The organism is Flavobacterium sp., assembly GCF_027484205.1.
GTDB lineage: Bacteria > Bacteroidota > Bacteroidia > Flavobacteriales > Flavobacteriaceae > Flavobacterium.
Genome location: NZ_JAIXUB010000009.1, coordinates 162258 through 179135 on the forward strand (window position 1 = coordinate 162258; position 16878 = coordinate 179135).

19 protein-coding genes and 1 tRNA gene are annotated in these 16878 nt (G+C 30.6%); 9 read left to right on the plus strand and 11 right to left on the minus strand.

Annotated elements, in window-relative coordinates; genetic code table 11:
- Positions 1-60 precede the first annotated feature (60 nt).
- The 6 genes from Q0049_RS03330 to Q0049_RS03355 all read right to left on the minus strand — a co-directional run bounded on the left by Q0049_RS03330 (position 61) and on the right by Q0049_RS03355 (position 6988).
- Positions 61-3462, minus strand: coding sequence for a hypothetical protein (locus Q0049_RS03330; RefSeq protein ID WP_298116554.1), 3402 nt, complete (start codon positions 3460-3462; stop codon positions 61-63).
- Between the two features lie 63 nt (positions 3463-3525).
- Positions 3526-3825, minus strand: a complete 300-nt coding sequence (locus tag Q0049_RS03335) for a type II toxin-antitoxin system RelE/ParE family toxin (protein ID WP_298116556.1) — start codon at positions 3823-3825, stop codon at positions 3526-3528.
- Positions 3822-4031: an addiction module protein gene (locus tag Q0049_RS03340; protein ID WP_298116558.1), complete on the minus strand. Its 210-nt coding sequence runs from the start codon at positions 4029-4031 to the stop codon at positions 3822-3824. The genes Q0049_RS03335 and Q0049_RS03340 overlap by 4 nt, the downstream gene beginning before the upstream one ends.
- Before the next feature lie 41 nt (positions 4032-4072).
- Positions 4073-5326 carry an aspartate kinase gene (locus Q0049_RS03345; RefSeq protein WP_298116560.1) on the minus strand — a complete coding sequence of 418 codons (1254 nt, stop codon included), beginning with the start codon at positions 5324-5326 and terminating at the stop codon, positions 4073-4075.
- 89 nt (positions 5327-5415) lie between these two features.
- A complete protein-coding gene (locus tag Q0049_RS03350; protein ID WP_298116562.1) occupies positions 5416-5889 on the minus strand; it encodes a GNAT family N-acetyltransferase in 474 nt (157 codons plus the stop codon).
- Positions 5890-6127: 238 nt separating this feature from the next.
- Positions 6128-6988 carry a M48 family metalloprotease gene (locus Q0049_RS03355; RefSeq protein ID WP_298116564.1) on the minus strand — a complete coding sequence of 287 codons (861 nt, stop codon included), beginning with the start codon at positions 6986-6988 and terminating at the stop codon, positions 6128-6130.
- A gap of 135 nt (positions 6989-7123) precedes the next feature.
- Between Q0049_RS03355 and fbp the strand changes: the two genes are divergently transcribed.
- From fbp to Q0049_RS03380, 5 genes are all read left to right on the plus strand, one after another.
- Positions 7124-8134 (plus strand): class 1 fructose-bisphosphatase, encoded by a 1011-nt coding sequence (fbp, locus tag Q0049_RS03360; protein ID WP_298116566.1) that lies wholly within the window; start codon positions 7124-7126, stop codon positions 8132-8134.
- Between the two features lie 98 nt (positions 8135-8232).
- Positions 8233-8595, plus strand: coding sequence for a fructose 1,6-bisphosphatase (locus Q0049_RS03365; protein WP_298116569.1), 363 nt, complete (start codon positions 8233-8235; stop codon positions 8593-8595).
- 9 nt (positions 8596-8604) lie between these two features.
- Positions 8605-9396 carry a cell envelope biogenesis protein OmpA gene (locus Q0049_RS03370; RefSeq protein WP_298116571.1) on the plus strand — a complete coding sequence of 264 codons (792 nt, stop codon included), beginning with the start codon at positions 8605-8607 and terminating at the stop codon, positions 9394-9396.
- Positions 9389-9883, plus strand: a complete 495-nt coding sequence (locus tag Q0049_RS03375; protein WP_298116572.1) for a Rab family GTPase — start codon at positions 9389-9391, stop codon at positions 9881-9883. Before Q0049_RS03370 ends, Q0049_RS03375 begins: the two co-directional genes overlap by 8 nt.
- Entirely contained in the window at positions 9876-10967 is a 1092-nt protein-coding gene (locus tag Q0049_RS03380; protein ID WP_298116574.1) for a HAMP domain-containing sensor histidine kinase, read from the plus strand. Before Q0049_RS03375 ends, Q0049_RS03380 begins: the two co-directional genes overlap by 8 nt.
- Before the next feature lie 51 nt (positions 10968-11018).
- On the opposite strand, the gene Q0049_RS03385 is transcribed toward Q0049_RS03380, so the two are convergent.
- Positions 11019-11450: a TerB family tellurite resistance protein gene (locus Q0049_RS03385; protein ID WP_298116576.1), complete on the minus strand. Its 432-nt coding sequence runs from the start codon at positions 11448-11450 to the stop codon at positions 11019-11021.
- A 144-nt stretch (positions 11451-11594) separates the two neighbouring features.
- Between Q0049_RS03385 and Q0049_RS03390 the strand changes: the two genes are divergently transcribed.
- From Q0049_RS03390 to Q0049_RS03400, 3 genes are all read left to right on the plus strand, one after another.
- Positions 11595-12188 carry a HupE/UreJ family protein gene (locus Q0049_RS03390; RefSeq protein WP_298116578.1) on the plus strand — a complete coding sequence of 198 codons (594 nt, stop codon included), beginning with the start codon at positions 11595-11597 and terminating at the stop codon, positions 12186-12188.
- Between the two features lie 180 nt (positions 12189-12368).
- Positions 12369-12797 (plus strand): dCMP deaminase family protein, encoded by a 429-nt coding sequence (locus tag Q0049_RS03395; RefSeq protein ID WP_298116580.1) that lies wholly within the window; start codon positions 12369-12371, stop codon positions 12795-12797.
- A gap of 91 nt (positions 12798-12888) precedes the next feature.
- Complete coding sequence (locus Q0049_RS03400; protein WP_298116582.1) at positions 12889-14469, plus strand: S41 family peptidase; 1581 nt, start codon at positions 12889-12891, stop codon at positions 14467-14469.
- A gap of 1 nt (position 14470) precedes the next feature.
- On the opposite strand, the gene Q0049_RS03405 is transcribed toward Q0049_RS03400, so the two are convergent.
- From Q0049_RS03405 to Q0049_RS03415, 3 genes are read right to left on the minus strand one after another with little or no spacing between them, the layout of a single operon-like run.
- On the minus strand, positions 14471-15079 hold the full coding sequence (locus Q0049_RS03405) for an FAD-dependent oxidoreductase (RefSeq protein ID WP_298116584.1): 609 nt from the start codon (positions 15077-15079) through the stop codon (positions 14471-14473).
- Positions 15080-15083: 4 nt separating this feature from the next.
- Complete coding sequence (locus tag Q0049_RS03410; protein ID WP_298116585.1) at positions 15084-15284, minus strand: hypothetical protein; 201 nt, start codon at positions 15282-15284, stop codon at positions 15084-15086.
- Positions 15285-15320: 36 nt separating this feature from the next.
- Positions 15321-15899: a MarC family protein gene (locus Q0049_RS03415; protein ID WP_298116586.1), complete on the minus strand. Its 579-nt coding sequence runs from the start codon at positions 15897-15899 to the stop codon at positions 15321-15323.
- Between the two features lie 172 nt (positions 15900-16071).
- Here Q0049_RS03415 and Q0049_RS03420 point away from each other — a divergent pair, with 172 nt between their 5' ends.
- Entirely contained in the window at positions 16072-16644 is a 573-nt protein-coding gene (locus tag Q0049_RS03420) for a DUF3109 family protein (RefSeq protein WP_298116587.1), read from the plus strand.
- Positions 16645-16741: 97 nt separating this feature from the next.
- Here Q0049_RS03420 and Q0049_RS03425 read toward each other — a convergent pair.
- Positions 16742-16815, minus strand: a tRNA-Ala gene (locus tag Q0049_RS03425).
- Positions 16816-16878: the final 63 nt, after the last annotated feature.

Consider the following 16878-nt stretch of genomic DNA (forward strand, 5'->3'; position numbering starts at 1 on the left):
AATTAATTTTAAACAACAATTATTCCAATATTATTTTTTTGATGTAGAACTATGTTTACACTAAAAAAAAGCACGTAACTGAACATTTCCAGTGTGAATCGTACTAGATGTATTGGATTTTCGACCTTGATAGTTGATGTTGATATCAAGATATTGGGTTAGATTTTTTTGTAAAAGCAATCGCCAAGTACTGTTTTTTCCGGGTTGCAAGCCTTCTAACATTTGAAACGCAACTGGTGAGAGAGCATTTCCAATAAACTCATTATTATAAAGTGATAATTCTCCATTTGCTGTAAACTTGTTATTACTTGAATAATTAAAAGAAATTCCGAAGCGTTGCTGTTTTAAAGATTCTAGTAAATTTATCATGTTCTCCTTATTTTTGTATTCATAAAAAAGTGACAAACTTTTGTTATTCGAAAATAAATAGGATATTTTAGGTTCTACAGTGTAAGAATTCAATTCAAAATTTCTTGTGGCATAATTATCGGAGATACTTTCGGAATTTGAAATGGATGAATCCAAATTAAATAGCCAACTTTTTTTCACCAAATGTGCATATTGTAACTGATTAGATTGCGAAGTGTTTTCTTGAGAGCCAATAGACAACAACGTTTTTACTCGGCCATTCAAATAAGTGTATGTCAATGAATGACGTTGTTTGCCTCGATTGTAAAACAAACTGTTTCTGAAATTAGTGTTCAATCCCAACAAATTATCTTCGCTGGTTGAAAACGGATTTAGATTAAAGTTATCTGCATCTCGTTGAATCTTTCTGTCTAATGCAAAGGATGTTTGATTGTAGAAATAGGAAAGCAGCTTTTTAAAACCTTTTTCATTTATCCATTTTGATGGACTTAAAGTCAGCGATTGTGAAAATTTATTTTGATGTGTTTTTATAAATACTTGATTAGGAAGAAACACACGAACATACTTGGCTTGATCAGGAAAAGCAGCTATTTCAAACTCTTGCAGTTCTTGGATTCCGTTGTTGTTGTAATCATTCCACATGTAAACTCCTTGTCCAGGATTAACTTCTAAATAAGTGAATTCTTGTTGTGCAATGGTTCCTGAAGCAGTTTCGTATGCAACAGTGGTTTGAATTAACTGATAGAAAAAATTATCATTATAAAGTAATCTAGAATTCAATGAAGGTTCAGTTGGAATCGTTGCATCGGTATATTTTAATCTTCTATAATTTACAAAAAGCGATAAATTCGTTTTTTTGTTTTGAATCAATTTTGATTTCAAATAATAGGAATCAGATGTATTTACCCGTTGTAGTATTCCAAATTGCAAACTGTCATTTTTTCTGTTTAAATAACCAATTTCTGCATACACTTTTGTGCTATCACCACGACCAATAAACGCACCATATTCTGAAAAACGTTGACTTAAAGAGGTGAATTGATTTGTAGCAGTTAATTTCTCCTGATTATCTTCTAAATTGAAACTTCCGCCAATCCAGTTCTTTTTAAAATGTAGTTTTGCTCTCGTTTGATTTCGGATAAAGTCAGTGTTTGAAATAGTTCCAGAGCTTTTCATGAAACTGGAATTTTGTTGAACTACTAAATTTTTGTGTTTGAAACTTCCTTGAACAATGTGTCGTGTTCCTGAAAAGTTATCAGTAAAATCGAGTTTTTCTAGTTGATATTTGGCAAATCCTTTGGTTTTAAAATCAAAATCCAAACCAGAAACTAATAAACTTTGATTGCCAGAAATAGTAGTTAAATTCCAATCACGATTGAATTCTATGTTGAATAATCGTTCGATAGTTTTGAAATTTTGTTGCACCAATTGATAATTTGCAAATGCATCCAAATTAAATTTTCCTGAAAATAGACGTTGTTTTCCGTTGATTTTTGTTGCAATTCCTTTGTTATTATTGTCGTCAATGGTAGAATAAAGATTCAAATCGTTATTGCTAACTCCAAGTTCAAAATCAATTGCGGTTTTCTCATTTGGATTATAGCTTCCTAAAATTGTGGCAATTTGAATTTTTGTTGGTGCAATTAATCGTGTTATTGGTTCGTAATTTCCTTGTGGAATTCCAGCAACTGGAGCAACATATTCATAAATTTTTCCAACGGCATTGTTATTTACTAAAACATAATTTCCAAAGTTATTTCCAACTAACGAAAACCGAACATTATATAAGGTATCATTTTCATCATTTGAATATTGAAAAACTTCAAGACCATCAATAGTGACTTTTTCATACAAAACTTTATTTTCAGAATACGAATCTTCATAAGCAGATGGCGCAGTCATTAAATTAGAATCATCTCCAGCATTTTTTAGAACTTCAACTTGTTCGTTAGACAAATTTTGTTGCAATGGTTGATTTTTTACATCATTTTCAGAATATAAAAATCCACCTATAGACCATTTTTCGGTTTGATGATTTGCGCCACCATAAGTTACAAATCGGGTAAAATTTCTATCAGAATATTGGTATTCGATAATAATTCGCATTTCGGAAGTGATAGGAAATAAGGAAGTAAAGATGATTTCACCTGCATTATAATCAATTATGTAGTCATTACTCTCACCTCTTTTTAATAGAATTCCATTTACAAAAACACGTTCTGAACCCGAAATTACTAATACATACAGCTCGCCATTATTTCCACGAAGTTTGTATGGACCTTGATTTCCTTCTTGTCCTGTAAAACTGCTTTTAGCATATTGACCACGAACAACTGCTCCAGAGGCAAAGACTTCAGTTTTATTTTTAGGTGTTCCAAAAGTAAATTTTGAAGATAATCCTTGTACTTTTTTATTGAAATTCAAAAATTTTGACTGTCTGTTTTCAAGGAATAAATCTCCAGCACGAATGTTCCATTTATCTGAAAATAATTCGATGAATATTTGGTCAAATTCGTCTAAAGTTTGCGAATAACCACCATCTTGCAAAGGAATATTGCTGTCTTGAATAGAAGCACGAAGTGAAACTTTATTGGAAATTTTACCAGTAATTTGTAAATCAAGATTAGAATTTACGGTTGAGTTTTGATTGTTTCCAACGGTAATTCCACGAGTTATACTTCCAGAAGTGTTTAATCCGTCAAAAGGTTTGAATGTTTTTAGATTGTCTCTTTTTATGGAGTACAAATTTCCAGCTTCGTTGGAAATTACTCGTTTTTCGTCATAAACAGAATAGGTTTTGGTAAGAAATTCAGGGAATTTTAAATAACGAATGGTTAATGAATCTTGAGAAAAATAATTGTCTTTGAAAATCAATTTTGAGTTTTGGAAATCTACTTTATAAGCGGAAGAATCGATTTCAATTCCTTGATTATCAATAATTTTAAAAAACGATTTATTGATGCTAACGTTATCAATAGCAATGGTATCTTTAGAAAATGCTATTTTTTTGTTTTTATAGGGCGTTTCTATTTCCTGAGCAAAAATGCCAGAAAAACAGAACAACAACATCCATAAAAAACTATTTTTCAACATAAATAAGATAACTCATAAATGTCAAAAGTAGTATTTATTATTGGAAAGATTTAGGATTAGAATTTAAGATTTATTTCTTTTTAGCCAATTAGATGGCGAACGTGAAGTATGAAAAACTGCAACGATGGTTATGATTTCGTTGTTTACTATATAATGAATGCCAAAAGGGAATCTGTTAATGAATCTAATTTTTACTTGTTTGTATCTTTTCTGAAAAGCAGATGGAGTTCTTTGTATTTCATTTATACCTACTTCTAGACATAATTCAAAATCGAATGAAAGACCTTCTCTTTGTTCTTCATACCAAAGTATGATTTCTTCTATGTCAAAAAGGGCTTCCTTTGTGAATTGAATTTGTTTCATTTTCTGACTTCCTTCAGATGATTTTTTACTTCATTCCAGGAATAATATTCAGTTTTACCTTCTTCAATAATATGAAGTCTATTATCTAACTCATTTTTTATTTCATCAGAAAGTTCAATTTCTTTTTTTGCAATGCTGTCCCATAATTGTTCTGCTAAAAAAATTTTTTCTGCTGTTGAGTATTTTTTTAAATCTTTTATTTTCATGATTTTTTTTTATAAAATTAATAAAAAACTTGAAACAAATTTTACTCCTTAGTAACAATCTGCATGGTTTCTCTAGAAATTTGTTTTACTAAAACAGTTTTGTCTTTTTCTACCATTTCTGCTGCTTCTCTAGAGAAGTGACGAATGGTGTAAAGAGAAACATCTTCGTTATAAGAGACTTTGAATTTCTTTGATAAAATGGTTTTTAATTCGTTGAAATTTCCAAATTTATCTTCAATACAAATAGAAAAACTGATGGCTGTGTTTTGAATCAGACTTACTTTGATTTTGAATTTGTGTAAAAGAGCAAAAATTTCACTGATGTTTTCTTCCATGATGAAAGAGAAATCTATAGAAGAAAGAGAAATTAATAATTGATTTTTCTTTACAATAAAACACGAAGCTTTTGGTTCTAAATCAGCACCTTTAGAAACCGAAGTTCCAGGTAATAAAGGATTTATAAATGATTTTACAAAAAGTGGAATTTCTTTTTTCTGTAAAGGTTGTAACGTTTTTGGGTGAATGACAGAAGCACCATAAAAGGCTAATTCGATTGCTTCACGATAGGAAATTTGATTTAATAATATTGCATTTTCAAAATATCTTGGATCAGCATTTAAAACACCAGGAACGTCTTTCCAAATAGTAACACTTTCTGCACTCAAGCAATAAGCAAAAATGGCTGCGGTATAATCAGAACCTTCACGTCCTAATGTTGTGGTAAAATTGTTTTCGTCAGAACCTAAAAATCCTTGTGTGATATTTAATGCTTTTTTCTTTACACCTTTAGAAATTAATTTTTGTGTTTGTTCCCAATCTACATTAGCATCGCGGTAAGTAGCATCTGTTTTAATGAAATTTCTAACATCAATCCAATTATTTTTCAATCCATTTTCATTGAAATAATAACTAACAATTGTAGTTGAAACTATCTCACCAAAACTAATTACTTGGTCGTATACAAAGTTGTAATTTGGAGATTTGTTGCTTCTTAAAAAATATTCTAAATCGGCAAAATGACTATTTACTGCAAAAAAAACATCATGTTCTTCATCGTCGAATAAATCTAATAATATTTGATTATGGTATTTTCTAACTTCTTGCAATGAAGCATGAAATTCGTTAGACTTTTCAAAATAATTTTTGATTACTATTTCCAATGCATTAGTTGTTTTTCCCATAGCAGAAATTACAATTAACACATCTTCATGACCTACTTTTTGTAAAACATCAAAAACATTTTTTACACCATTGGCATCTTTCACTGATGCTCCACCAAATTTAAATATTCTCATAATTATGTATAAATAATAAATATCAATTAATAAAAATCAAACAAATCACAACTTATTAAATTCAATTTTTGAAACTTGAATTTTGATATTTATTTGTTTTTTAAAAACTCATTAATTCCGTTTTCATCCATTTGAACCACACGCCAATCATCAAGAATTTTTGCGCCACTTTTTTTGTAAAATTCAATGGCAGGTGTGTTCCAATCTAAAACATTCCATTCAATTCTTCTCACATTATCTCGTTTTCCTTGGGCTATGATTTCACTATAAAGCGCAAATCCTGCTCCAGTTCCGCGTTTGTCTTCTTTTACGATTAAATCTTCGAGGTGAATTGTTTTGCCTTTCCAAGTAGAATATCTGTAATAATAAAGCGCAATTCCGATAATTTGACCATCGACTTCTGCTACAAATGTATGAAACAAAGGGTTTTCTGCAAAACCATCGCGAATTAAATCATCAACAGAAATTACAACGGCATTAGGTTCTTTTTCAAAAACGGCCAATTCTTTTATCAATTCTAACACTGAAGGCATGTCAGTTGAAGTTCCTTTTCTAATTATCATTTTAAAAACTTTATTGCCCAAAAATACAAATTGCTTCGCCAGTTCGCAAATGCTCGAATCAATATAATAATATCAAACAATACTAGAATATGGAATTTAAAATTAAAGCCAATTAGAACCAAATTGTCACATTGAGCTTGTCGAAGACTTCTTAATGAGCATTTCGACAAGCTCAATGTGACAATTGTTTTAAAATAAACTATAAAAAAAAGAGTTCTGTGAATAGTTAACTTTAATACTATTTCTTCTTCTTAACTACTTTTTTCTTAGTTGTAGTTTTTGTTGCAACAGCTTTATTATTAATTGCTTTTTGAACATACGCTTTATATAAACCATCTTTTTCTGCTCTGGCTTTAGCTTTTTCCGCTCTCTCTTTTGGGTCAGGATGCGAACTCATCATTTGTGTTAAAAAATCTGCAGAAGTTCCTCCGCTTTGCGTTGCTAATAAATTAAAAGCTGACTCAACTGCGTTTACATCATAACCATGTTTTTTCATAAAATCATAAGAAAATAAATCAGCTTCAGATTCTTGCTTTCTGCTGTGTTTGCTATCTAACATTGCATTTCCAATTTGCCCTAATTGACTGTCTGTTAGTTTAGCAATTTTATCTGATTGTGACGAAACAGCACCAATTAATGCTGCTTTTTTATATGCAGCTTTCATGGCGTCTTTAGTGTCTTCATTAGCAACATGCCCAATTTCGTGACCAATAACTGCAAGTAATTGATTGTCATCCATTATGTCCATTAAGCCCGAATAAACACGAACACTTCCATCGGCAGTTGCAAAGGCATTTACATCTTTTGTTAGATATACTTTATAATTTAAAGTCAATCCGTTTTCTGTTGCGTGTTTCCCGAAAATTCTATTCAATCTTAAAGTGTAACCGTCTTTTGGACCAGCAACTACATTAGTAGAATCCATTTTTCTTACTGCTTCTTTAGATAATTTTGCAGCATCCTCATTAGAAAATGTAAAACCTGCAATTCCTGTTTGTAATGCACCAAGAGCTTTGTCGCCTAAATTTATTTGAGCATTTACTTTAGAAAAATTTAAAAAAACTAAAAGTACTATTGCAAAAAATGATTTGATTTTCATTGTATAATTATTTAATAAATTGAAGAGCAAAGATAAAATAAGTTTGATAATAAATATGTAGTATTAATTCGTGATATTGATTTGAAATTTGATAAAAAATACGATATTTGCAGAAATAACTACAACGATTTCGTAATGGAAGAACGCAACAAAACTTTAGGTGAATTTATTATTGAAAATCAAAATGCTTTTCAGTATTCTTCGGGTGAATTGTCACGAATTATTAATTCCATTCGATTAGCTGCTAAAGTAGTTAATTACAAAGTAAATAAAGCAGGATTGGTTGATATTGTTGGAGCAGCAGGTGAACAGAACGTTCAGGGTGAAGACCAACAAAAATTAGATGTTTATGCTAACGAAGTTTTTATCCAAACCTTAATCAATCGTGAAATTGTGTGTGGAATTGCATCGGAAGAAAATGATGATTTCATTACTGTTGCAGGTTCAGATAATTCTCATAGTAATAAATATGTGGTTTTAATGGATCCATTGGATGGTTCTTCAAATATTGATGTTAATGTTTCTGTAGGAACAATTTTTTCTGTTTTTAGAAGAAAAACACCTGTTGGAACACCAGTAACGAGTGAAGATTTTTTACAACCAGGAACACAACAAGTAGCCGCAGGATATGTGATTTATGGAACTTCAACCATGCTCGTTTATACAACTGGTCATGGTGTAAATGGTTTTACTTTAAATCCAGCCATCGGAACTTTTTATCTTTCACATCCTAATATGCAGTATCCAAAAGATGGAACTATTTATTCCATCAATGAAGGAAATTATGTTCATTTTCCGCAAGGAGTAAAGGATTATATCAAGTATTGTCAGCTTGAAGAAGGAGACAGACCATATACTTCAAGATATATAGGAAGTCTAGTTTCTGATATGCATAGAAATATGATTAAAGGCGGAATATATATTTATCCTACGAGTTCTAAAGCTCCAAATGGTAAACTTAGATTGTTGTATGAATGTAACCCAATGGCTTTTATTGCTGAGCAAGCTGGCGGAAGAGCTATTGATGGTTATAGAAGAATTATGGAAATTCAACCTACAGAATTACACCAACGTGTTCCGTTTTTTTGTGGAAGCTATAACATGGTTAGCAAAGCCGAAGAATTTATGAAGCAATCTATCTTGTAGAAGTAATTCTACAAGGCATTAAGGTTGTGAAAAGTAGCGTAGTTAAAAGAAATTAACTAAATTTGTAGACATTTTTCAACAAAAACTACTTTACTTATATGTCTAAAAATCAATCAAAAGAAACAGAAGCTCCAGCAGTAAATCCATTAGAATCTGCTCAAAGATTGGAAGCTATCAAAAACCTGATTTTTGGTGAAAATATTCAGCAAATTGATCAGGAATTTCAGGCGATTAAAAATCACATTGAAAAAAGAAAAGAGGAATTAGAAGACTTCATTGCAGAAACTCGTAAAGAGTTGAACAGCACTATCGATAATTTAGCTACCGATTTAAATATTAGAATTACTGATTTAGAAAACAGTATGAATGATAAAACGGACGAATTGAACCACAAAAAAGTTGATAGAAACCTACTTGGAACACTTTTAGTTTCTATGGGCGAAAAGATAATGAAGGACTAATTCATTATTATGACAGATTCAGAGAAATTAATTAAGCTCAAAGAACTTCTTCTTAGTGAGGACAGAGATTTTGCGCAAAATATTTTACAAAAATTAGATTCTCTTGAAGATACTGTCAATACTCACGAAAAACTTTCAGAAAAAGTTAATCCAATTATTGATAAGAAAATAGACACTTTTGTAGAAGAAATTCCAACAAAATTAGGTCCAGTTATTGCTGACGCTTTGACTAAATCGCAAGATAAAGTTGTTGAAGCATTGTTTCCTATTATAGGTAAAATGATTAAAAAATACATTCAGCAAGAAATAAAAGCTCTCTCAGATTCTATCAATAGTCAGGTTCAAACCACTTTCTCAATTAAAACGTGGCAACGAAAAGTTAAAGCCATTTTTACAGGAGTTTCTGAAAAAGAAATTATTTTGAGCGAAATGAACCAAACTTCTGTTGAGCAAGTTTTTGTTATCGAAAAAGGTTCAGGTTTGATTATTTCTAGTGCATCAAAGCAAGAAAGTATCGATGAAGACATGATTGCAGGAATGTTAACTGCCATTAAAAGTTTCGTCGAAGATGCCTTTAAAAAAGACCAACAAAGTCTTGAACTAATTCAGTATGAATTGTTTGAGATTCATATTCAAAATTTTACTTCTTATTATTTTGCCGTAGTTATTTCTGGTGGATTTGATACTTCTTTCAAAAACAAATTAGAAAATAAATTGTTCGACATTGCTTCTCATATTAAAACAGATGCCATCGACAAAGAACAAATTACTTTAAAATTAACCGAATTTATTAATGAATAGTTCTAAAAAAGTTGTTTTAGTTGGACATTTTGGTGTTGGAAAATCTTCTTTGATGAGACGATTTGTTCAAAATACTTTTTCAGACAATTATATTGTTACTATTGGTGTTCATATTCTTAAAAAAGAAATTAAAATTGAAGAGCTAAATTTAACTTTAGTAATTTGGGATATTGAAGGAAAAGATGATATTCAAAAAGTGCGTTCGTCTTATCTTTTAGGAACATCAGGATTTATTTATGTTATTGATCCAACGCGTTCACAAACCTACGAACGATTTAATGAAGAGATTGATTTTTTAAAAACAACATATCCTACAACTAAAATTGTTTCTGTTTCAAATAAGTTAGATTTAATTGATATTGAAGATTTTAAAAACATATTAGAACAAAAAAACATCTCAATTGATTATTTTGCAAGTGCTAAGGAAGGTATTGAAGTTGAAACTATTTTTCAAACAATTGGACTAAAAATGGTGAAAGATGTTTGAAAAAATCAGAAATAAATACCTTTATAATAAAACTCAAGTTGTAGTTTTAAATAAGCAAGGAACGGTCATAAAATCGGATGATTTATTATTCAATGTTCCAAAAAAAACTTCTATTTCAAATTTTCATCCTTTCTTTGAAACCATTATTTCTCTTATCGATTTAGAATACAATGAGTTTACATTTAGCTGCATTCATATTGATGTAAATAATATAAAAAAAACAGTTGATGTTATTTTTAATTCAGGTTCAAGTAATGAAAATCCTTTTTTGATTTTAATAGATTTTACAGAGCATTACAATAATTTTCAAAGCATAGCTCAAGAAAAAAACGAATCGGTTTTGAGTTTTCATCTTTCAGAATTGAAAAACCAACAGTTAGAATCGGAGAAAAATTTTAAAAATAAATTCTTGGCAAATGTAAGTCACGATTTGAAAACACCAATTTGGGGTTTGAAGTTTTTCTTAAACTTTTTAGAAAAAACAAATCTTACTGATGATCAATTAGATTATGTTAAAACATTAAAAGACACCACGACTCATATTCATCATTTAGTTCAAGATTTGTTAGATTTATCAAAAATTGAATCTGGACAAATGAATATTGTCAAAGAAAAATTTTCTTTAAGTGAAGGATTAACTAATTTGTTATCAATCATTAAACCCAAAGTTGAAGAAAAAAATATAGAATTTAAAGTTAACATTCAAGATAAAATTACTGATCAATTAATAGGTGACAAAATTCGATTAAATCAAATTCTAATTAACCTTTTAGATAACTCCATAAAGTTTACAAAAAAAGGAACTATCACTTTTGAAATTAGTGTAGAGAGTTTTGGCGAAACCTTTATTGCACTAAAATTTATTGTAAAAGATACAGGAACAGGATTTTCTTCATCGCAAAAATCAGACGTTTTTCAAAGTTTTAAAAAACTTCATAATTCCAGAAAAATAGAAGGTTTAGGACTTGGTTTATCTATAGTTTCAAATTTAGTCGAACTCATGAACGGCAAAATTGACTATCAAACCGAAGTTGGAAAAGGAACTACATTTGAAGTGATTCTTCCTTTTGAAATTGCCAAATAAAAAAAGCCCTGATTTCTCAAGACTTTTTCATATATTTTGTTTAAACAAAAATTACTTGTTCATGTGTGTCATTTCATAAACAAAGGTATCAGCATCAACTTTTAACATCAATAAAGACAACGCTTTATCAACAATAAAAGGAACGTTTCCAGGTGTAAAACCAAGAGCCAAAGCAAATTTTGTTAATACTTCCTTTTGTTTTGGACCAAGTACGTGATCAATATAAACCATTCTCGCTAAGTCAAAAAGACGTTCTAATCGTTGCGAGTGTAAATATGGTGGATTGATTGGGTATTTCATTGGGTTTTCAAGAATTTCTTCATATTCTGCTGCTGAAATTTCTAATCGAACAGCTAGTTTATCTAAAAATTCTTTTTCTTCTTTGCTCAAATCTCCGTCAGAAGTGGCAACACGAACAATAGCCGAAAAATGACCTTTATTTCTCGTTTTAAATTCGCTATCAAATAAATCTGAAAATGACATAATTATAGTGGTTTTATGATGCAAATATAATTCAAATTCCTCAAAAACCTAAAATGTTTTTCATCGAATTTAAGATAATCTTTTCCTTCAAATTCAAAATAAATTGTAAGTTTACATTCCTAAAAATTGCAAAAAACACAACCTATGTCAGATTTTTGGATTTATTTCAAAATTGGTCTCAACCATGTTTTAGATATCAATGGTTACGATCATGTCTTATTTCTAATCGCACTAACTGTTCCTTATGCTTTTAAAGATTGGAAAAGAATACTTTTGTTGGTTACTATTTTTACCATCGGACACACACTAGCATTAATGCTTTCTGTTTTTAATATAGTAACGGTTCAAGCAAATATCGTTGAGTTTCTTATTCCGATAACGATTCTAATTACCGCATTTTTCAATCTTTTTACAGCAGGAAAATCCTCTAAACAGGAAAGTATAACCTTTGTTGGAGCTGTAACATTATTTTTTGGAATCATTCATGGACTTGGATTTTCAAACTATTTCAAAGAAATTCTTCCAGGAAAACCAACCGATAAATTGTGGCCATTACTAGAGTTCGCACTCGGAATCGAAGCGGCACAAATAATAGTGGTTTTAGTAGTTTTAATTTTATCATTCATCGTCCAAACCTTATTCCGATTCAGTAAACGTGATTTTACATTAACCATGTCAGCATTCGTTATTGGCGTTGTAATTCCGTTAATCATCGAAAGCCCAATTTGGAAACGATAAAAAAATCCTGAGCTTGACTAAGAAAGGAGCAAATCAGTAGTTATATTTGTAAACCATTTTCCTGCTTCTTGTCTCGTCTTTTTTGACGAGATCAGGGCTAAATGATACACCACTTGAATAGAGTTCAAAATTTAAAACATTATTAACTTTGTGCCTTCGCGCCTTAGTGGCAAAAAAAACATGAAAGACAAAAAACAAAATAAATACGATAAAGCTTATTTAAGAATCGCCTCCGAATGGAGTAAACTTTCTTATTGTAAACGAAAGCAAGTAGGCGCAATAATTGTTCGAGATAGAATGATAATTTCCGATGGTTATAATGGAACGCCTTCAGGTTTTGAAAATTGCTGTGAAGATGAAGAAGGATTAACGCAATGGTATGTACTTCATGCAGAGGCAAATGCTATTTTAAAAGTGGCTCGTTCTACACAATCTTGTGATAACGCCACTTTATATATTACGCTTTCTCCTTGTAAGGAATGTAGTAAATTAATTCACCAATCAGGAATTAAACGAGTGGTTTATCAAAATGGTTATCGCGACACTTCAGGAATTGATTTCCTTATAAAAGCAGGTATTGAAGTTTCTCAAATTGAAGAATTAGAATAGGTTTTACTCAGTTTTAGGAAATAATAGGATATGTTTAACGTTTCTATACTATAAACCTTTGTAATTTTGACAAGCTAAATAATTGTTTTTCATGAAAATTAATAAAATCTATTTACCATTACTTTTTTTCTCGTGCGTGGCGCTTGGTATTGTCATTGGTGGTTTGATTAATTATCCTGTGGCAAAACCTTCTTTGTCTAAAAACGATTATAAAACAAAACTCAATAAACTAATCAATTTTATTGATAATGAATATGTTGATGATGTAAAGACAGATTCCATTGTAGATTTAACTGTCAATAATATTCTTGCTAATCTAGATCCGCATTCCGTTTATGTTCCGCCAAGTGAACAAACTGCTGTTGCTGAAAACATGAAAGGTGATTTCGTTGGAATTGGTGTCAATTTCTACAATTATAATGATACTATTGCTGTGATAAAACCTGTAGAAAATGGTCCAGCAGAAAAAGCCGGAATTAAATCGGGTGACAGAATATTGTATGCAGATAATTTCAAACTTTTCGGCAAAAAATTAAAGAATGAAGTGCTTTATAGTAAGTTAAAAGGCGAAAAAGAATCGGAAGTTACCTTGACAATTTATAGAAAATCGGAAAATAAAAATCTGAAAATTAAAGTAATACGTGATGTTATTCCGATAAAAAGTGTTGACATTGCTATTCTATTGAATAAAACGACAGGTTATATAAAAATCAATCGTTTTGCAGAAACTACTGCCGATGAGTTTCACACTGCTTTATTGAAATTGAAGAAAAGTGGCATCAATTCTCTAGTAATAGATTTAAGAGAAAACGGTGGCGGATTTATGGAAATGGCAGTTGAAATAGCTGATGAATTATTGAAAGACAAAGAATTAATTGTTTTTACCAAAAATAAAAAAGGCAGTATAGACAAAACTTTTGCAACCGAAGAAGGAAATTTTGAAACTGGAAAAGTAGCTGTTTTAATAGATGAAAACTCAGCTTCTGCAAGCGAGATTTTAGCTGGAGCCATTCAAGACAACGATAGAGGTTTAGTTTACGGAAGACGTTCTTTTGGTAAAGGATTAGTGCAACGTGAAATGGGTTTTGATGACGGTTCAGCAGTTCGATTAACCATTGCACGATATTACACACCAAGCGGAAGGAGCATTCAAAAACCTTATGTAAAAGGACATACTGAAGAATATTATAAAGAATCGGAAACTCGTTTTGAAAGTGGCGAATTGTATGAAAAAGGCAAAATTAAAATCGCAGATTCTTTAAAATTTAAAACCAAAAAAGGAAGAACGGTTTATGGTGGCGGTGGAATTGTTCCTGATGTTTTTGTGCCCTTAGAAGTTGAACATGGTCAAGAAAGTTTGCAATATATTCTACAAACTGGTATCGTAGGTCATTTTGTTTTTGAACAATTAGATCAAAATAGAAATGCTTTTAAAGGAGACGATTTTCAGAAATTTCAAACTAAAATGATTCAAAATGAAAACTACATTAATTTGTTTGAAAAATACCTTTCTAAAGCAGGTTTAGACATTAGTTTGAACAAAAGCAGAGGATTAGTAAATCGTTACATTGCTGCTGAGTTTGCCCGCCAATTGTTTGGAGAAAATCAATATTACCAAATTATTTTGAAAGAAGATAAAATGGTAAAAACGGTTTTGAATGGTAAAAATTAGATTATTTTCTTATTGAGTCGTGCGCTTGACTCGAAATTCCGTCATTCCACAATGTTAAAATATCGGTTGCAACAGCAGCGCCACTTCCAGCAGCTATTGCCAATTGGCTTCTATGTCCGGCAAGAGTTCCAGCTACATAAATTCCTTCAGCAACTTTGTGGTCATCATTTTTTAATTGAATGCGTTGTTTTTCGGCAATTGCTTTTTTGTGAGGTTCAATGTAGTGCATCAATCCTTCAATAGCAAAGGTATTTGCTGAGCCAATTCCAACAACAATATTCTTCGTTTTGTAGTTGTTTTTATTGGTAATCACATTGAAATTTGGATATTCTCCATCAATTTTCAAAACTTTTTCACCTTCAATTTGTGCAACATGAGGATATAAATTATGAAGTTGTTCCAAACTTTCAGTTAAAAGTTCAGAACCTAATTTTCCAGCAGGAATTCCGTAAGCATTATTGAATAATGCCTCTTGTAAAGAAGATGTCTTTTGATGTGTAATAATTCCAATTTTTTTATCTTGAGCAAAAGCTTTTTTATGAGCAGAACCCAAAACTAACGCACAAGAAACTCCAGAAACGCCACCACCAATAATTAAAACATCAAACATGAGTTTATTGATTTTTTAATTTTTCTTCAATTTTTTTAGACATTTTGAAGATAAGTAAAATTAAAACGGCGCAAAAGGCAGCTGCAATTCCAACTAAAGCAACCAAACTATCACCTTCAAATGGATTTTGAAAATCAAGCAAGGTAATGTTGAAAGCCATTAAGCTAACGGCAATTACAATTAATATTGTAGTAAAAATTTTCATTGATAAATATTTTATACAAAAATAGTAAAAATCAGTTTAAATGAATAATCCTTTAACATTAGCTGCAAATAATTTAACAGCGATAGCTAGTAGCACTACGCCAAAGGTTTTTCTAATGACACCAAGTCCATTTTTACCCAAAAACTTCTCAATTTTAGCGGATGATTTTAAAACGGCATACACCAAAATAATGTTTAAAACAATTGCAATTATAATATTTATAGTTGCAAATTGTGAACGTAATGAAAGTAAAGTAGTCATCGTTCCAGCACCAGCAATTAATGGAAATGCTAAAGGAACAATTGATGCAGAGGAATTGGTTTCGTCTTTATAAATTCGGATACCAAGAATCATTTCTAATGCTAAAAAGAACAACACAAATGAACCTGCAACGGCAAAAGAGTGGACATCAATTCCGATTAATTTTAATAATTCTTCTCCAACAAAAAGGAAAACAATCATAATAACTCCAGCAACAACAGATGCTTTTTCTGATTCAATGTGGCCAAATTTCTGACGTAATTCTACAATAATCGGAATCGTTCCTACAATGTCAATTACTGCAAAAAGCACCATTCCAATGGTAACAATTTCTTTAAAATCTAATCCAAACATAATTCCTCATTTTTTCAAAGTGCAAAATTACTGCTTTCAAAATTGTTAAAATCAAAACGATACGTTAATTTTAGGATATTTATTAAAACCATAAAATCATTTGTACCTTTGTCGAAATTTTAGATTCAAGAAAATATCGGATATCTAAAATTTAATATCTAATATTTTGTATATGTTTCAGTTAGGAAAAACGATAGTTTCGGAAGATATTTTAGAGAAGGATTTTGTTTGTAATCTTTCAGCGTGTCATGGTGCGTGTTGCGTTGATGGTGATGCTGGTGCGCCTTTGAGTGAAGAAGAAACTAAAATTATGGAAGAAATTTACCCAAAAGTTAAACCTTTTTTACGCAAAGAAGGCATTGCAGCTATTGAAAAACTTGGAACTTGGGTTAAAGGAACAGAGCAAGATTTAGAAACACCATTAATTGACAATAAAGATTGTGCTTATGTAATTTTTGATGGAAAAACGGCTTTGTGCGGAATAGAACAAGCTTATAATCAAGGAGTTATTTCGTGGAAAAAACCAGTTTCTTGTCATTTATATCCAATAAGAGTAAAAGATTTCACGGAATTTGCAGCAGTAAACTATGATCGTTGGGATATTTGTGATGATGCTTGTTCACTTGGAAAAGAACTTCAAGTGCCTATTTATAAATTTGTAAAAGAAGCTTTAATTAGAAGATTTGGAGAAGATTGGTATCAAGAACTGGAAAAAGTAGCCGATGATTTAAAAAACGGAAAATAAAAAAAAGCCAAAATCAATTAGATTTTGGCTTTTTTTGTATTGAATTTTTGGCTTAAACAGTAACTTTAATAAATTCTATTTTTTATCTAAAAAATAGTGGAGAAGATGGGGCTCGAACCCACGACCTCTTGACTGCCAGTCAAGCACTCTAGCCAACTGAGCTACATCCCCAAAACAAGTAAAAATACTATTTTTTATTGTTAAATTACATTTTAATGAAATATTTTTTATTGT

What these genes read in the sequence shown, in the direction of transcription:
- Q0049_RS03330 (WP_298116554.1), bottom strand. Translation starts at nt 3,462, where the DNA reads ATGTTGAAAAATAGTTTTTTATGGATGTTGTTGTTCTGTTTTTCTGGC.
- Q0049_RS03335 (WP_298116556.1), bottom strand. Translation starts at nt 3,825, where the DNA reads ATGAAACAAATTCAATTCACAAAGGAAGCCCTTTTTGACATAGAAGAA.
- Q0049_RS03340 (WP_298116558.1), bottom strand. Translation starts at nt 4,031, where the DNA reads ATGAAAATAAAAGATTTAAAAAAATACTCAACAGCAGAAAAAATTTTT.
- Q0049_RS03345 (WP_298116560.1), bottom strand. Translation starts at nt 5,326, where the DNA reads ATGAGAATATTTAAATTTGGTGGAGCATCAGTGAAAGATGCCAATGGT.
- Q0049_RS03350 (WP_298116562.1), bottom strand. Translation starts at nt 5,889, where the DNA reads ATGATAATTAGAAAAGGAACTTCAACTGACATGCCTTCAGTGTTAGAA.
- Q0049_RS03355 (WP_298116564.1), bottom strand. Translation starts at nt 6,988, where the DNA reads ATGAAAATCAAATCATTTTTTGCAATAGTACTTTTAGTTTTTTTAAAT.
- fbp (WP_298116566.1), top strand. Translation starts at nt 7,124, where the DNA reads ATGGAAGAACGCAACAAAACTTTAGGTGAATTTATTATTGAAAATCAA.
- Q0049_RS03365 (WP_298116569.1), top strand. Translation starts at nt 8,233, where the DNA reads ATGTCTAAAAATCAATCAAAAGAAACAGAAGCTCCAGCAGTAAATCCA.
- Q0049_RS03370 (WP_298116571.1), top strand. Translation starts at nt 8,605, where the DNA reads ATGACAGATTCAGAGAAATTAATTAAGCTCAAAGAACTTCTTCTTAGT.
- Q0049_RS03375 (WP_298116572.1), top strand. Translation starts at nt 9,389, where the DNA reads ATGAATAGTTCTAAAAAAGTTGTTTTAGTTGGACATTTTGGTGTTGGA.
- Q0049_RS03380 (WP_298116574.1), top strand. Translation starts at nt 9,876, where the DNA reads ATGTTTGAAAAAATCAGAAATAAATACCTTTATAATAAAACTCAAGTT.
- Q0049_RS03385 (WP_298116576.1), bottom strand. Translation starts at nt 11,450, where the DNA reads ATGTCATTTTCAGATTTATTTGATAGCGAATTTAAAACGAGAAATAAA.
- Q0049_RS03390 (WP_298116578.1), top strand. Translation starts at nt 11,595, where the DNA reads ATGTCAGATTTTTGGATTTATTTCAAAATTGGTCTCAACCATGTTTTA.
- Q0049_RS03395 (WP_298116580.1), top strand. Translation starts at nt 12,369, where the DNA reads ATGAAAGACAAAAAACAAAATAAATACGATAAAGCTTATTTAAGAATC.
- Q0049_RS03400 (WP_298116582.1), top strand. Translation starts at nt 12,889, where the DNA reads ATGAAAATTAATAAAATCTATTTACCATTACTTTTTTTCTCGTGCGTG.
- Q0049_RS03405 (WP_298116584.1), bottom strand. Translation starts at nt 15,079, where the DNA reads ATGTTTGATGTTTTAATTATTGGTGGTGGCGTTTCTGGAGTTTCTTGT.
- Q0049_RS03410 (WP_298116585.1), bottom strand. Translation starts at nt 15,284, where the DNA reads ATGAAAATTTTTACTACAATATTAATTGTAATTGCCGTTAGCTTAATG.
- Q0049_RS03415 (WP_298116586.1), bottom strand. Translation starts at nt 15,899, where the DNA reads ATGTTTGGATTAGATTTTAAAGAAATTGTTACCATTGGAATGGTGCTT.
- Q0049_RS03420 (WP_298116587.1), top strand. Translation starts at nt 16,072, where the DNA reads ATGTTTCAGTTAGGAAAAACGATAGTTTCGGAAGATATTTTAGAGAAG.